Source organism: Bacillus sp. TCT6, from assembly GCF_056033845.1.
Genome location: NZ_JBVYHX010000001.1, coordinates 4,959,991 through 4,976,482, shown reverse-complemented (window position 1 = coordinate 4,976,482; position 16,492 = coordinate 4,959,991). Strand labels below are relative to the sequence as shown.

The window sequence follows — 16,492 nt, the reverse complement described above, 5'->3', positions numbered from 1 at the left end:
CAGACAGCGTCTTTTTTTGATATGATAGGAAAAGTGATTTATTATAAGTAGTATTTAATATCTATAACATTTGAAAGGTGTGCAAGACGTGAAGAAACAACTTGCAGGCTTGCCGGTACACGTTCATTTCGTAACAGAAATCCGTGAAGGGGCGAGGAAGGAAACCGTTGCTTTTGAAGCAAATGGTCAATACTATGTAAAAGGTCAAGGTACATATGTAACATTCCAGGAGCCGAACGAACAAGGCGAAGTGAAAACAATTATTAAAATTCAAGATGAACAAGTTCTCATTATGCGTTCAGGTGCTATTTCTATGCGTCAGACGCATGTGAAAGGTGAATGGACAACGGGTACGTATACGAGTGAACTTGGTACGTTTGCACTGCAAACGAAAACTGATAACGTTCTTTTTAAATGGTCGGATGAAAAGAAAAAAGGACAACTCTTCTTAACGTACGCATTGCTTCTAAGTGAACAAGAAGCTGGCAGATATACAATTACAATTAATTTGAAGGAGGCAAAATAATGAATTCCTTAGAACAGGTAAAAGGATTGATTAAAGAAGAAATTCAAGCTGCTGTATTAAAGGCAGAATTAGCGACAGAAGAACAGATTCCAAACGTTGTATTAGAATCTCCAAAAGATAAAACAAATGGTGACTTCTCTACAAACATGGCAATGCAACTTGCACGCGTTGCGAAAAAAGCACCTCGTATGATTGCAGAAGAACTAGTTGCAAACTTCGATAAAGCAAAAGCTTCTATTGAAAAAATCGAAATCGCTGGTCCTGGTTTTATTAACTTCTATATGGATAATAGCTACTTAACAGATTTAATTCCAACAATCGTAAACGCTGGTGAAGCTTACGGTGAAACGAACACTGGTAAAGGTGAAAAAGTACAAGTTGAGTTCGTATCTGCGAATCCAACAGGTGACCTTCACTTAGGACATGCACGTGGTGCGGCAGTGGGTGACACTTTATGTAACGTATTAGCAAAAGCAGGATACGATGTATCTCGTGAGTACTACATTAATGATGCCGGTAACCAAATTCATAATTTAGCTCTTTCTGTTGAAGCTCGTTACATGCAAGCTTTAGGTTTAGATAAAGAAATGCCAGAAGACGGTTACCATGGTGCGGATATCATTGGAATCGGTAAACGTTTAGCTGAAGAGTTTGGCGATCGTTACGCAAAAGCTGATGCTGAAGAAAGCTATGAATTCTACCGTTCATACGGTTTGAAATATGAGTTAGCAAAACTTCAAAAAGACTTAGAGAGCTTCCGTGTTAAATTTGATGTATGGTTCTCAGAAACATCATTATACAAAAACGGAAAAATCGATGCTGCACTTACTGTATTAAAAGAGCGTGACGAAATCTTTGAAGAAGGCGGAGCAACTTGGTTCCGTTCAATGACTTACGGTGATGACAAAAACCGTGTATTAATTAAAAATGACGGTTCTTACACATACTTAACGCCAGATATTGCTTACCATCGCGATAAATTAGAGCGTGGTTTCGATAAGCTAATCAACATTTGGGGTGCTGACCACCACGGTTACATTCCTCGTATGAAAGCTGCTATTCAAGCGCTAGGTTACGATAAAGAAACACTTGAAGTAGAAATCATCCAAATGGTACAACTATACCAAAATGGTGAAAAAATGAAAATGAGTAAGCGTACAGGTAAAGCAGTTACACTTCGTGAGCTTATGGAAGAAGTAGGCGTGGACGCAATGCGATACTTCTTCGCAATGCGTAGTGGTGATTCTCATTTGGACTTCGATATGGACTTAGCTGTATCAAAATCTAATGAAAACCCAGTATACTATGCACAATATGCTCATGCTCGTGTATGCAGTATCCTTCGTCAAGGTGAAGAGTTAGGATTAGCTGCAGATGGAGACGTGAATTACAAACTTGTTACTTCTGAGAAAGAAGTAGAGTTACTGAAAAAGCTTGGTGAATTCCCAGCTGTAGTTGCGGATGCAGCACAAAAACGTCTGCCACACCGCATTACAAGCTATGCATTTGAATTAGCAGCAGCATTACACAGCTTCTACAATGCAGAAAAAGTATTAAACCAAGATAACTTAGAATTAAGTAAAGCTCGTTACGAGTTAATGAAAGCAGTACGCACTACGCTTCAAAATGCATTAGCAATCGTAGGAGTATCTGCACCAGAAAAAATGTAATGAAGAAAAGCGGAGCCGACTGTTTAGTCCCGAAGGCTAAGGTTCTTTCCCACAGAAGATGCATTTTATCTTCTCGTGGGGAAGGTTCTTAGACAGAAGGGGCTAGGAGGCAGAGCTGGACATAAAGAAAAGCGGAAGCGGCTCGTTCAGAATAGGAGGAGGAAGGCGCGAAGCCACCGAGTATTCTAGCCGCTGGAGCTAGACAATAAAGAAAAGCGGAAGCGGACTTTCGTTTTTAAATAAAAGGCAATCACATGATGTTGTGATTGCCTTTTTGTATGGAGATAATAAAAAAATAAAATTTTATCAAACAAAAGGATAATTTGCGTCGTCTTATATAAATGACAGGAGGCTTATGATGGAAGAAAAGGTAGAAGAATTAATTGATATATATAAGCAGCAAATATATTCCTTATGCTATAAGTTAGCGAAAACGAAAGAAGATGCGGAAGATATTTTTCAAGAGACGTGGATAAAGGTTTTTTCATCAAGGCATCAACTTTCCTATGTGGATAATTATAAAAAATGGATTGCTACAATTTGTGTTCGTACGTTTTATGATTTTTATCGTAAGAAAAAAAGGTGGAAAGATCGAATATTGGATTTGTTTCATAAAGAAGATGGTGGAGAAATAGATTTCGCAGATGAAGTAAATATATCAGAAGAATGTATTCAAAAAGTGGAAGCGGAAATGATACGGGAAGTTATACAGTTATTGAATGAAAAGTATAAAACTGTGCTCGTACTCTACTATTATGAACAATATTCTTATAAAGAAATGAGTGAAATATTAAATATACCGATTGGTACAGTGAAATACCGCCTTAATTATGCGAAGAAGCAAATTCGAGAACATTTGGAGGGGTTCGTTTATGACGGAAGATAAGTTTGATCAGAAGATAAAAAGTAGCTTAGCGGGAGAGATGGTTCCTAACGAAGAGCTAATAAACCATACGAAACAGAGCGTGCGAAATGCTCGAAAATTAGAAAAGAGATGGGTTGTTTTCATTCATGCTATTTGGATGATTGTATTAACAGTCACCCTAGAGCAGTTTGTTAGTCATTTGGATCATAAAATATCTGTCATTATAACGATAGTTATTATGATGCACATATACATTCCTATATATGTTGTCATACAGGCATTTTTAAAGAAGGAGTATAAATTACATGATAGGGTTCGCTAATCCATTTGTAGTATTTGAGATAGCTGGGATTACAATGTTTTTGGCTTTTATAGCACTTTTAGTATGTGTAGCATCATGGGTATATACAGATGCGAAAACGCGTGGAATAAGTAAGTGGTGGAGTGTTATAGCGATTATATTGCCATTTTTTATTGGAGTTTTGTTATATATGACACGCAGAAATAGCCGGAAAGTAGAAGGAGAATATACGATGAAGGGTATGAAAAAGCAAAAGGTAACATTAGTTGTTATATTTGCAAGTGCGATGTTTGTATTACTTAGCGGCTTTGCTTTCGTTCAAACGTTAGATGATATGTGGAGAGCTGGTGATATATATTTAGAAAATGAAAAGAAAGGGGAGACAAGTTACGAGGCAAAATTCTCATCATGGGATATTGCTGGGAAAGATATTGAACTTGAGTATGCAAAAGATACAGAAGTAACATTTTCTTATGAAACAGATGCAAAGCGTGGTAACTTATGCTTTAGCTTGTATGAAAGACAAGGAGAAGGGATAAAGGAATTAAAGGAGATTTGTGAATCGAAAAAAGGTACTTTTAAAGCTACATTAAAAGCAAATGAAAAGTATGTATTCAATATAAGTGGTTTAATGGTGAAAGATGGTTTTGTAAAAGTGAATTGGGAAGCAAAATAAAGGGCCCCTGAGAAAGGCCCCTTATTTTATTGGATTGTATAAGTAACAGAAAAACTAACAGGACTATAGTAAACGTAAGGTGCATGAAATTGAACATACATATTTCCATCTGTTTTTGCAGTGAAAATTCGGCCGTAACCATCAGAATAACGCCCAATAAGGTTATGATTTGAGTCATAAACACTGTAACTAGGAGTTTTGCTGTTAGGATGAATTGTTAGTTCTTGTCCTTTTTGAAGGAAAATAGGTTCTTGTTCAGAACTACCTCCAGTTTGCAAAGAATAAAATTTTGTAAAGCTTTGTTCTTGAGCGGCAGCAGCGACTTTTGTTTCAGGAATAAACGCGGTAGCTCCGGTAATTCCTGCTAAAGTTAACGCACCTACTAAAATCATTTTTTTCATAATAGAAAAAGCCTCCTTATTAGTTGTAATCGGTATTGTTACAGTTAATATTGTATACGATAATGAGTAGGATAAAATATGCTTTTATGCATATATATTTTTTCTCAATAAAAGACCACTGATTTTTATCAGTGGTCTTTTATTGATTAAGCAGCTTTCTGCTCAGTTTGAGTAATAGGTTTTTGAAGCGAGTTATAAACTCCTGTTCCGATAACGTCTAATGCCATTTTCATTCGTTCAGGTGAAATGTTTTCTAATACGTTATCTTGGGGTGTATGGTATACCTTCTCGATATGATAGATTAATGGATTCCAACTATCGACACCCATCCAAATAAATAGAGCAGCAGGAATACCAGCTTCAGCAAACGGTACGTGATCACTGGAGCCAAATTTCCCTTGAAGAACGAGGTCATTATTTAATTGTTTACCTGCTTGCAAGGCAGCATCTGTTACAAAGTTTGTAGAGCCATCAGGTGTCATAGCGTATAAATTCTTTGCTTTATCATAATTTGTTGCAACCATATCAGCATTAAAGACGCCTAAAATACGATCACGTTCTTTTTGGGATAGACTATTAACGTAATAATCCGAACCAAGTAATCCAGTTTCTTCAGAACCAAAGGTAATAAAGCGAATTTCTTTATCAGTTTCTACATTTTGAAAAGCACGAGCTAGTTCTAATACTAATCCAGTTCCAGAAGCATTATCATTTGCGCCAGGTGCTCCAACAACACTATCATAGTGCGAGCTTACAACGACTGCTTTTTCATTACCCGTACTCTTTTTTGGTTTCTTTTTTGCGATAACATTTAGAGATGTTAATTTAGATTCATGTCTCGCTTTTAGGGAAAGAATTGTTGTCTCTTTTTTAGCGATTTCTTCTTTAAATGCATTTCCTTGCGCATAAGCAAGACCAAAGACAGGGATAGATTGCTTTTTCGTTAGGCGGGGATTGAAGGTTTGTCCATAATTTCCGCGTCCGCCAATTAAACTGTATAAAAGAACACCTTTTGCACCTTTGCTAACAGCATTTTCAACTTGTTTATTATAATCTGTAACTGTCGTTCCTCTTTCAAATAAAACAATTTTACCGTTTACTTCATTTGGAATATCTTCTAATTTTGTCCCACCTTGAACAAAGATAAGGGGAGCTGTAATAGCTTCTGTAGATATTAGTGCATTAGGAGCAGCACCAGCTTGCCAATTACGTTTTGTTGATAGTGGTGATTCAATGAATCCAACGTATTGATCGGGCACCTGAAATGGCTGATATTCTACGTCATAACCCATTGATTTAAGCTGCATACCAATGTAACGAGAAGCCCATTCTTCGGATTTTGTTCCACCGGGTCGAGGCCCAATTGTTTCAGATAAGAAACGAACATGTTCAATGGCGCGGTTTGGATCAATTTGTTTTGTAATAGATGGAGTTTGTGGAACTTCTGAAGTGGAATCCGCTTTTGCTTGCCCAATTGGAGCTAAGCTAACAGCAAGTGATATAGCAAGCAAAGAGCTTACTATTTTTTGTTTCAATGATTTGCTCATTTTTTCCTCTCCTATTCTTCTATTCTCTCTGACTGACAAAAGAAGACGGATAATGACTTTATTTTACCTTTGCGTCTTTTGTTTTTCAATATTCTGACATTGAGAAATAAAAACAATATATGCATATTTGCATATTTTTGAGGGAGATATGTATGCTATCATTTTAAACGAAGGTTCGCTTTCTACTCTGAAAGCCCCTACATTGCATGAATCTAGTGTACCCAAACTTTAGATTATGTAGAGGAATGGAACCACTGTAGGGTTTCATTCCTCATGTTTGAATCAGTTGATGGTAATTATGTTTCCGCATTTCATAATTATTATCAGTGATATATGTAAGGCATCCATATGAAAATACGAGGCTGTTCAAAGGTTTTCCGTACTTTTGGGCAGCCTCACCCCGTTAAAAGGACGATACTTTATGTATCGTCCTTTTTGTATAAAAAAACACCCAATCAATTGAGAGATTGATTGGGTGTGAAAAAATTATTAATAATTTTTTTTGCGTTTTTTAGCTAAAATACTTAATAATCCAGCTAGTAGAAGAACGATACCTACTGTTTGTGTAGGATCTTCTTTATGACCTGTATTTGGAAGGTGCTTATCCGTATTTCGATCATCTTGCTGTTTGTTATCTGTTTCATTCGATGTTTCTTCGGAAGTTCCGTTTTCGTGTTTCTCAGATGTTTCAGTGCCTTTGTTTTCTTCTTTATTTGGCGGAGTAACGGGCTTGTCATCTCCACCTGAAGAAGATTCAATCTTTTTATTTGAAACTGTAATTTGTAGTGGCGTAGCTTGGGCTTTATCAATTGTAAATTTTATTGGTGATGCATCTAATTGATAGCCTTTAGGAGCCTTTGTTTCTACTAATTGATAATTACCAGGTTTCAAATCATTTATGATTACTTTTCCTTGTTGATCTGTTTTTAAACCTTCTCGGATGACGTTTCCATCTTGGTCTAAAATATTGAAAATGGCACCTTCAAGTGTTCCATGGTGATCAATATCAACTTTAGTTAACTCAATTGAACCTGTTGTTAAACTATTTAAAGCTGTAACAGAGGTAACTTGAGTTTGTCCTTTCGTAATTGTGAAAGGAATTGGTTTAACGTTTAAATCATAGCCAGTTGGAGCTTTCATTTCAATGAACTGATAGTCTCCCGGACGCAAATCAGAAACAGAAATCTTCCCATCTTTATCAGTAGTTAAATCAGAACGAACATCCTTGCCGTCCATATCCACAATTTTAAAGATAGCCCCTTCAAGAATAGTGCCGTCGATGTCATCAACTTTAGTTAATTCAACAGCGCCTTTCGTTAAGCTGTTAGTAGCAGTAACAGAAGTTTTAGCAGTTTGACTCTTTTCAACAGTAAACTTGATAGGATTTTGATTTAAGTCGTAATGCTTAGGGGCTTTCATTTCAATGAACTGATAGTCACCCGGACGTAAATCAGAAACAGAAATCTTACCATCTTTATCAGTAGCTAAATCAGAACGAACATCCTTGCCATCCATATCCACAATTTTAAAGATAGCCCCTTCAAGATTAGTGCTGTCGATGTCATCGACCTTAATTAATTCAACTGCACCTTTCGTTAAGCTATTCGTAGCAGTAACAGAGGTGATTTTTTCTTGGCCTTTTTTAACTGTGAACTTAATAGGTGTTTCGTTTAAGTCATAGTGTTCAGGAGCTTTTGTTTCGATAAACTCATAGTCTCCTGGTGGTAATTCATCCACAACTAAACGGCCGTTTTTATCAGTAGTTAAATCGGTACGGACGTCGTGTCCATCCTTGTTAACAATTTTAAATACTGCCCCTTCAAGTGTTGTGTTTTTCTTGGCATCATCCACTTTAATTAACTCCACACTACCTTTCGTTAAGCTATTAATAGCTGTAACGAAGACATGCTTTGTTTGACTTCTTTCGATTGTGAACTTAATTGGTTCTTCATTTAGGTCGTAATGTTTAGGAGCTTTCGTTTCGATAAACTCATAGTCTCCTGGTTGTAAGTTTTTAGCGATGATTTTACCATCTTTATTCGTAACTAAATTCGTGCGAATGTCGTTACCATTCATATCAGTAATTTTAAATACAGCACCTTCTAGCATTTCTTTCTTATCTATAGAGTCAACTTTCGTTAATTCCACGCCACCTTTTGTTAGGCCATTCTTGGCAGTAACAAAAACGTGAGTTAGTTGACTTTTCTCGATAGTGAAATCGATAGGTGTTTTATTTAAATCGTAATGCTTCGGAGCTTTCGTTTCAATGAATTGATAGTCTCCTGGGCGTAAGTTCGTAGCAGTAATTTTACCATCTTTATCAGTAGTTAAATCAGTGCGAACAATTTTACCTTTCGCATCGATGATGTTAAACACTGCATCAGAAAGTTTTGTATCTGGATTTATATCATCCACTTTTATTAATTCTACAGCACCCTCAGTTAAGCTATTTGTAGCAGTAACTTGGAGCTTTTCTTTTTGGCTTTTCTTAATTGTAAACTTAATAGGTGTACTATCTAATTTATAGTGTTCAGGAGCCTTCGTTTCAATAAATTGATAGTCCCCAGGACGTAAATCAGAAACAGAAATTTTTCCATGTACATCTGTTGTAAGCTCAGTGCGAATGTCATTACCATTCATATCAGTAATTTTAAATATCGCATCTTTAAGAGCGGTACCATCAACATCATCCACTTTAGAAAGCTCCACAATGCCTTTCGTTAAGCTATTTGTAGCTGTAACAGAGACAGGCTCAGCTTGGCTCTGTGTGATTGTGAATGGAATTGGCTCTTTGTTTAAATTGTAGTGTTTCGGAGCCGTTGTCTCGATGAATTGATAATCACCAGGACGTAGGTCAGAAACGCTAATTTTACCTTGTTGATTCGTACCAAGATCTTTGCGAATTACAGTACCATTCATATCTGCAATTTTAAATACTGCGCCTTCAAGAGTAGTGCCATCAACGTCATCTACTTTAGAAAGTTCCACGCCGCCTTTTGTTAAACTATTTTTCATAGTAACGGTAGCGATATCTTTTTGGCTTTTTTCAATTGTAAATATAATTGGTTTTTTGTCTAAATCATAGTGTTCAGGAGCCGTTGTTTCAACGAATTGATACGTACCAGGACGTAAGTTTTCGACAACGATTTTACCTTCACTGTTTGTTTTTAAATCTGTTTTAAGTACCTTGCCATTTTGATCTAGTAAATTAAATACCGCATCGGCAAGTTTTGTTTGATCGTTTAAATCATCAACTTTAAGTAATTCGATACTACCTTGTTTTAAGCTATTTGTAGCAGTTAAAGAAATAGATTTCTTCTGTCCTTTTTCAATAGTGAATTTGATTGGTGTTTCATCTAAAACATAATCCTTAGGAGCTTTCGTTTCGATGAATTGGTAATCACCAGGACGTAGGTCGTTAATTTCGATTAGTCCTTGTTCATTTGTAACAAGGTCTTTATGAACTACATCACCGTTCATATTAACAATTTTAAATACTGCATCTTTAAGAACAGTGGCATTAACATCATCTACTTTAGAAAGTTTAACAGCACCCTTTGTTAAAGCATTTGTAGCAGTGACATGAAGAGCTTCAGTTTGGCTCTTTTTAATTGTAAATACGATAGGTTTTTTATCTAAAACGTAATGTTCAGGAGCAATTGTTTCAACGAATTGATACGTACCAGGACGTAGATTTTCAACAACAATTTTACCTTCATCATTTGTTTTTAAGCCTTCTTCAACTAGCTCTCCGTCTGCATCTAATAAATTAAATACGGCGTTAGCAAGTTTTGTATTTATATCAATATCGTCAATCTTTGTTAGTTCAACGCTACCTTTTTTCAAAGCATTTTTACCTGTAACATTGATCTCTTTCGTTTGACTTCTTTCAATTGTAAACGGAATTTGTGTTTCTTCTAATACATAGTGCTCAGGAGCTTTTGTTTCAATGAACTGATAGTCTCCAGGGCGTAAATCAGAAACAGAAATTTTTCCGTTTTTATCTGTAACAAGATTCGTATGAACTTCCTTACCGTTCATATCAACAATCTTAAAGATTGCACCTTCGAGCATCGTACGATCGATGTCATCGATTTTTGTTAATGTTACTGCACCTTTCTTTAAACTGTTAGTAGCAGTAACAGTAATATTCTCTTTTTGACTTTTTTCGATAGTGAACGGAATAGGCTCTTTGCTTAAGGTATAGTCTTTTGGAGCTTTTACTTCAACAAATTGATAGTCTCCAGGACGTAAATCAGAAGCAGTAATTTTACCGTTTTTATCAGTCGTTAAACCTTTGCGAATTACCTTTTTAGTATCATGAGCGTCAACGATTATAAATTCTGCACCTTCAAGAGTAGTGCCATCAACATCATCAACTTTTGTTAAAGTGACGCCACCTGTAAGTAAACTGTTTTTTACAGTAACAGGGATAGGAAGATCTTCCTTACTACCTTTTTTAATTGTGAACTTAATAGGTGTTTGATCTAATTTATAATGTTCAGGAGCTTTCACTTCAATAAATTGATAATCGCCTGGTGCTAAATCAGGAATAACTAATACTCCGTAATCATCTGTTGTTAAATCTTTCATAATTTCTTTGCCAGTTGCGTCTTGTAATGTGAATACAGCGCCAGCAAGAGCTTTCGTGCTCTCCACGTCATCTTCTTTAATTAATTTGACCTTTCCTTTCGTCAAACTATTTTTGAAAGTAATAGGGATGAGTTTTTGTTGACTCTTTTCAATTATAAATTCAATTGGTTCTTCATTTACATCGTAATAAGTAGGAGCCTTCGTCTCGATTAGCTTATAATTACCCGGACGTAAGTCTTGTACTACTAATTTACCGTCTTTATCAGTAGTAAGTTCCGTACGAACATCCTCACCTTTGTCATTAACAATTTTAAATACTGCACCTTCAAGGGTTTCCTTAGCATTTACAGAATCAACTTTTGTTAATTCAATACCACCTTTTGTTAAGCTGTTAGTAGCTGTAACGTTAATAGCAGTCGCTTGGCTCTCCTTAATTGTAAATTCAATCGGTGTTTTATTTAAGGCATAATGCTCAGGAGCTTTCATTTCGATAAATTTATAGTTACCTGGACGTAAACCAGTAGCAATAATTTTACCTTCCTGATTCGTAACTAATTCTGTACGGACATCTTCATTTTTATTATTAACGATTTTGAATACGGCACCTATAAGTGCAGTGCCATCAGTATCATCGAGTTTTGTTAGTTCAACATCGCCTGGTAGTAGACCATTTTCAGCTGTAATAACAATCGGTGTTTTTTGACCTTTCTCAATTGTAAATTCAATTGGTGTTGATCGCAGTTCATAATGTTCAGGAGCTTTTGTTTCAATAAATTTGTATTTGCCTGGACGTAAGTCAGAAGCTTTAACAGTTCCGTTTGTATCGGTAGTTAATTCTGTACGAACGTCTTCGTTCTTATCATTCACGATTTTGAACATAGCTCCAGCAAGAGGAGTCTTTTTATCAAATTCGTCGACTTTTAATAGCTCAACAGCACCTGTAGTTAAACTGTTTTTTGCAGTAATTGAGATAATGCTTGTTTGACTTTTCTCGATTGTAAACGGAATTGGTTCTTTATTTAAGTCATAGTATTTAGGTGGTGTTGTCTCAATAAATTGATAATCACCAGGATCTAAATCTTTAACGGTCAAAGTTCCATCTTTTTCTGTTTTTAAGTTTGTACAGACATCTTCATTTTTGTCGTTAACAATTTTGAATACCGCACCTTCAAGGGTAGTGCCATCAGTATCATCCACTTTTGTTAACGTAATGCCACCTTTAATTAAAGCGTTTTTTGCTGTAACAGAAGCGACTGTAGTTTGGCTTTTTTCTATTTCAAATAGAATAGGCGTTTTGTCTAATTCATAATGCTCAGGAGCTTTTGTTTCGACAAATTGGTATTTACCCGGACGTAAATCTTTTGCTTCTATTTGTCCATGTTCATTTGTTGTTAATTTCTCATATCCAGGAATATTTTTTCCGTTGCGATCTTGAACAGTAAACTCTGCCCCTGCTAAAGTTTTATTATAATTATCCACTTTTGTTAAAAGAGCAGATCCTTTAGTTAAACTATTTGTCGCAGTTAGATTTACTACTGTTGTTTGATCTATAGAGATAGTAAACGGAATAAGTTTGCTATCTAATTGATAATGCTCAGGAGCCTTCGTTTCTTGTAAGTAGTAAGTTCCTGGTTTTAGTTTATCTATAATAATTTGTCCGTTATTATTTGTTGTTAATTCTTTGTGTTCTGGAATTACTTTTTTATCTTTATCCAGTAGTGTGAAAATAGCGCCTTGTAGTGTTGCATTTTTGTTCAGGTCATCAGATTTTGTTAAAACTACTTTCCCGACAAATTTCTTATTTGCAAGTTTATATGTTGTAGTCTCTTGTGTACCAAGTTCAACAATTTTCCCTTGTTTTAAATCCCAGCTAATTACATAGCCTTCAGGAGCCTTTGTTTCTTTTAATAAATATTTATCGCGTTTTAAATTATTAAATTTAGCGATACCGTCTTTGTCTGTTGTAATTTTACGGATAACAGTTTTACCTGTACGATCGTATAAAGTAAATTCTGCCCCAGCTAATAGTATGTTCTTATTGTCGTTATCTACCTTTATAATTTCAAGGTTTCCACGACCTTTGGTAGCAGATCCTCCGCCTGAACCAGAAGACATTCTCACTTCAATTGTTTCAGTAGTTTCTGTGTTTTTAACTGTCAACTTGTTGCCTATGATTTTCGCTTTATTACTTACTTTTTCTTTATCGTCTGCATTAATAAGTGAGCGATATTCTAAAATATAAGCTCGATCAATTTTTTTCAAGAAGGCAATTTCGAAATGTTGCTTTCCGGTATTATTGTCTGTTGTTATTTTGAGTTTATAGTCTGTTCCTTCTTTTAATTCGTTTACTGTATCTTTTGTTAAATTTCCATATGGATCAACAGTTGTAGGATATAAGTGGAATGAATCTTCCACAATTACCTGATTTTCGGTTGGGTCATCTGTTACAACCGCATCTGCAATGGTTGATTGGCTTTCGTTAATTGCGATACTCCAATTAATATAGTTGTCGTCTTGCACAGCTTTTTTAGTAACGAAGCTGCCACCTTTATTTACTTGAGTGTCACCTGTAAGGGTGTTAACAATTTTAGAGCCATCTTTTAAATCTGCCTCGTTTTTGTAAGTGCCTTGGATAAGTTCACCATCAAGGCTTGTTTTAAAGATAATATAGTAAGGTGAATTAATTGATTGTTTGAAATGAACCTTTAGGGTGTTTTTATTTTTCTCTGTAGGTTCTTCAAGTTCATATTTCTCAGTTGGTACAGCATTACCAGGTTGTGCATTATCAGGATTTCCATTTAAAATCATATCGCGTACTTCAATGGATCCAGGAACTAATTTTTGTTTATCTTGTATTACGTCTATAACAGAAGGATCTTTAATCTCAACATTATTATAGTTAAAGCCTATTATCCAAGTAATTTCCTTCGTTTGGGCGTTATAAGAACCGTACTTATAACCATTTGCCTTTGTGAAAGTATCAGGATCGAAATTAGCTTCAACTTTATTTGATTGTGGCTTAGAATCCGTATCTATCCAAGATAGGTTACCTGTATTTTTAAATGAAGTTTTACCACTTTCTAGCTTTGTATAATCAAAGTCTGTCGTATATTTTACAACTAATGTCTTTGTCATATTAGACTGATATGTACCTATAAGAGTAATTTTGAAGCCTTTATCTGTTGCATCTAAAACATAGTCAGTCCCAGCTTGAAGGGTATAATTTCCATCTTTAATTTCTAGTTTTTTATCTTTTAATTGTAATCCACCATGATCAAAGGTGTCCGTAATGATCGCGTTGTTTAATGGGTAGTTGTTATTATTTACTATAATTGTCCAAGTTGTTGTTTTGTCTTTATAATTTGTTTCAGCTTTATTATTAGATTTAATAATATTTTGCTGCTTGAAGCTAGCTTCATTTTCTTTACTTGAATCATTATCAGCTGTAACTTTATTTTTTACTTTTCCATCTTCTATAACTTTATTAGTTGGCTTGGTTTTATAGGTAATCACATAAGCACTATTAATATCATCGTTAAACTGTAAATCGAATCCATTCTTCTTGTTATTTACAGTGTAATTATTCACAGTGTCACCTGTTACAAGCGTTCCCTTTTCATTATATGAAGCGTTTTTCACAACAATAGAATTTGCATCTAGTTCGTGTGTATCGTCAAAAATATCTTTTAAAATCGCGTCTGCTTTTTTGATCTCTCTTTGATCACCATTGTAAGTAATTGTCCACTCAATTGTTTGCGTCTTTGGATCATATTTACTTGTTTTATTTAAGTGTGTACCACGAGAAACCGTTACAGTAGAGCTTGCGTTTTGTTGCTTTTGATTATCACTCGTTATCGTAACGTTATTTCGAAAACTTTTAATATTTTCATCAGTAATTTTTGTGGCATATTCGATTTGATATGCTTTATTGATAGAATCTTTAAAAGCAATCTCCAATTTTGAGCCATCTGATGAAATAATATTGTAATCTGTTGGCTCAGCTTCTGCACCACGCATTACATTTCCATTAACATCAACTTCTAAATAATAAACTTTAATAGAATCTTTATTTAAGCTTGTACCCTGTGGGATGTTATCTTTAAAAACAGCATTTTTAAGGGTTTCTTTCGTTTTGTTCATCTCTACTTTCCAATTAATTTCATTTGTATTAATTGGTCTATCAGGTACCCCTTTTTTATTCGTAGCTGTTTGCACATTAGGCTTAAAGTCAACTGTAATAGAAACATCCTTATCTTTAATTGGGAAAGGAATTTCTTGTGTTGTTGTACCTTTAATTTCAGCTTTATTAAATTCTGTCTTTAATTGTAGGTTACCAGCAACATCTGGATGCTCTTCAACATAATCGTTGAATGTCATCGTGACTTTTCCGTCTTTTGTAACAGTAAAATTACCAATTTGATTGTTTTCACTATCATATAAAGGACTGTTAATTGTATTGTAAATCTTAAAATGTTTAGGAAGATCAAAAATATAGTAATCTCCGCTTTTCACATTCATTGATTTTAAAAGCTCCCATGTAAACTCAATATTGGCAGGGGAATCTGTGCTTGGACGGTTATCCTCTGTAAATGGTTTTCCGTCTTTATCCGTCAACTTTACACCGGTTAAAATGTTTGTTGTTATTTGCTTTGGACCTGAATTTGTATTCTCAACAGGGCTGCTTGCTAGCTTATGTTCTGGATTGCCAGTAGCAATTTTAGCTGCTGGGTTTTGTTCCGGATTATCGGTAACAGGTTTAGTTGCTGGGTTTTGTTCCAGATTATCGGTAACAGGTTTAGTTGCTGGGTTCTGTTCCGGATTATCGGTAACAGGTTTAGTTGCTGGGTTTTGTTCCGGATTATCAGTAACAGGTTTAGTTGCTGGATCTTGCTCCGGATTGTCAGTAACAGGTTTAGCTACTGGATCTTGCACTTGTTTATTAGTATCCTGTTTGGTGCCATCTTCTTTAGAGTCTTCTACCTGAACAGGAACTGATATAGGTTGAACGATTGTTCCTAAAGGAAAAGCGATTTGAACTGATTTTTCTCCAGTTTTTAAAGTTGAGTTAAACACGGTATCAACTTTAATTTTTCCTTTAGCGTCTTTCAAATTTTCTACTTGATCATTAAATATTAATTTTAATTTATTATCTTTAGCTGTTATAAAATATTGACCAATATTTTTTTGATCTGTTACTAAATCCCCTTGCAAATCTTTAGATACTTTTAATGCAAGTGGTATTTGAACTACTGCTGTATCATTTGCATGTGCAACTTGTTGATCCTTTATTGACCAAGCGTATTCTACTTGAATGGTTGATCCTATCTTTATTAAGTTGTTAGGATTTTTTGCTTCGTCAATAATATGATTCGTTGCATCTTTCATTTCAACAGTGTCAAATAAGGAATCTCCTGTTAACGTTTCCGCTTTTACTTGATTGTATGGAAAACTAGCAAGCTGCGAAAATAGTACGAATACAATTAAACATACATTGAAAAGTTTTTTCATTTTTCCTCCTCTGAACATTCATTTGTCCATTGGGGACTTATTCCACATGAACAAATGGAATATTAAAAGTATTTGTTATAAGCTATTTGTTTTTGCTATCCCTCCGTTTCTATACGCGTTCTCAGACAAACTGGATTATGTTCAAAGTAATATTATTTAACGTAAAACAAAATGTATATTTACACAGTTATTTGGAAATATACACAATTCGACAAAAAATGTCGAAAAAAATACTGATATAAAGAATGATATCAGACCTTTATATGTGAGATAGTTTTCATGTATATCTAGTAAAAAAGAATGGTTATAAAGGTAAGTTTTACGATACATACTAACCAAGGTAGTGTATCCCCTTGTGAAGGCTTATTTTTGCCTTAAAGTTATGTGGAAATAAAAATCTAGATA

8 protein-coding genes are annotated in these 16,492 nt (G+C 34.9%); 5 read left to right on the top strand and 3 right to left on the bottom strand.

Annotated features, from left to right (window positions below; translation table 11 throughout):
* Positions 1–88: 88 nt before the first annotated feature.
* From AC0ONG_RS25575 to AC0ONG_RS25555, 5 genes are all read left to right on the top strand, one after another.
* Positions 89–526 carry a YwiB family protein gene (locus tag AC0ONG_RS25575; protein ID WP_000744343.1) on the top strand — a complete coding sequence of 146 codons (438 nt, stop codon included), beginning with the start codon at positions 89–91 and terminating at the stop codon, positions 524–526.
* Positions 526–2,196, top strand: coding sequence for an arginine--tRNA ligase (gene argS / locus AC0ONG_RS25570; RefSeq protein WP_001086463.1), 1,671 nt, complete (start codon positions 526–528; stop codon positions 2,194–2,196). Before AC0ONG_RS25575 ends, argS begins: the two co-directional genes overlap by 1 nt.
* A 358-nt stretch (positions 2,197–2,554) precedes the next feature.
* Entirely contained in the window at positions 2,555–3,082 is a 528-nt protein-coding gene (locus AC0ONG_RS25565) for an RNA polymerase sigma factor (RefSeq protein ID WP_000391648.1), read from the top strand.
* A complete protein-coding gene (locus AC0ONG_RS25560; protein ID WP_000133816.1) occupies positions 3,069–3,383 on the top strand; it encodes a hypothetical protein in 315 nt (104 codons plus the stop codon). The genes AC0ONG_RS25565 and AC0ONG_RS25560 overlap by 14 nt, the downstream gene beginning before the upstream one ends.
* On the top strand, positions 3,367–4,038 hold the full coding sequence (locus AC0ONG_RS25555) for an ABA4-like family protein (protein ID WP_000578914.1): 672 nt from the start codon (positions 3,367–3,369) through the stop codon (positions 4,036–4,038). The genes AC0ONG_RS25560 and AC0ONG_RS25555 overlap by 17 nt, the downstream gene beginning before the upstream one ends.
* A gap of 26 nt (positions 4,039–4,064) precedes the next feature.
* On the opposite strand, the gene AC0ONG_RS25550 is transcribed toward AC0ONG_RS25555, so the two are convergent.
* The 3 genes from AC0ONG_RS25550 to AC0ONG_RS25540 form a co-directional block, all read right to left on the bottom strand.
* Complete coding sequence (locus AC0ONG_RS25550) at positions 4,065–4,439, bottom strand: hypothetical protein (protein WP_000738257.1); 375 nt, start codon at positions 4,437–4,439, stop codon at positions 4,065–4,067.
* A gap of 146 nt (positions 4,440–4,585) precedes the next feature.
* The gene (locus AC0ONG_RS25545; RefSeq protein WP_000045708.1) at positions 4,586–5,986 is read right to left on the bottom strand and encodes a M28 family metallopeptidase; all 1,401 of its coding nucleotides are present in this window, start codon (positions 5,984–5,986) and stop codon (positions 4,586–4,588) included.
* A 489-nt stretch (positions 5,987–6,475) separates the two neighbouring features.
* Positions 6,476–16,087: a SpaA isopeptide-forming pilin-related protein gene (locus AC0ONG_RS25540; protein ID WP_136997643.1), complete on the bottom strand. Its 9,612-nt coding sequence runs from the start codon at positions 16,085–16,087 to the stop codon at positions 6,476–6,478.
* Positions 16,088–16,492 lie beyond the last annotated feature (405 nt).

Coding starts and splice junctions, on each gene's coding strand:
- AC0ONG_RS25545 (WP_000045708.1), bottom strand. CDS start 5,986: ATGAGCAAATCATTGAAACAAAAAATAGTAAGCTCTTTGCTTGCTATA.
- AC0ONG_RS25560 (WP_000133816.1), top strand. CDS start 3,069: ATGACGGAAGATAAGTTTGATCAGAAGATAAAAAGTAGCTTAGCGGGA.
- AC0ONG_RS25555 (WP_000578914.1), top strand. CDS start 3,367: ATGATAGGGTTCGCTAATCCATTTGTAGTATTTGAGATAGCTGGGATT.
- AC0ONG_RS25565 (WP_000391648.1), top strand. CDS start 2,555: ATGGAAGAAAAGGTAGAAGAATTAATTGATATATATAAGCAGCAAATA.
- AC0ONG_RS25550 (WP_000738257.1), bottom strand. CDS start 4,439: ATGAAAAAAATGATTTTAGTAGGTGCGTTAACTTTAGCAGGAATTACC.
- AC0ONG_RS25540 (WP_136997643.1), bottom strand. CDS start 16,087: ATGAAAAAACTTTTCAATGTATGTTTAATTGTATTCGTACTATTTTCG.
- argS (WP_001086463.1), top strand. CDS start 526: ATGAATTCCTTAGAACAGGTAAAAGGATTGATTAAAGAAGAAATTCAA.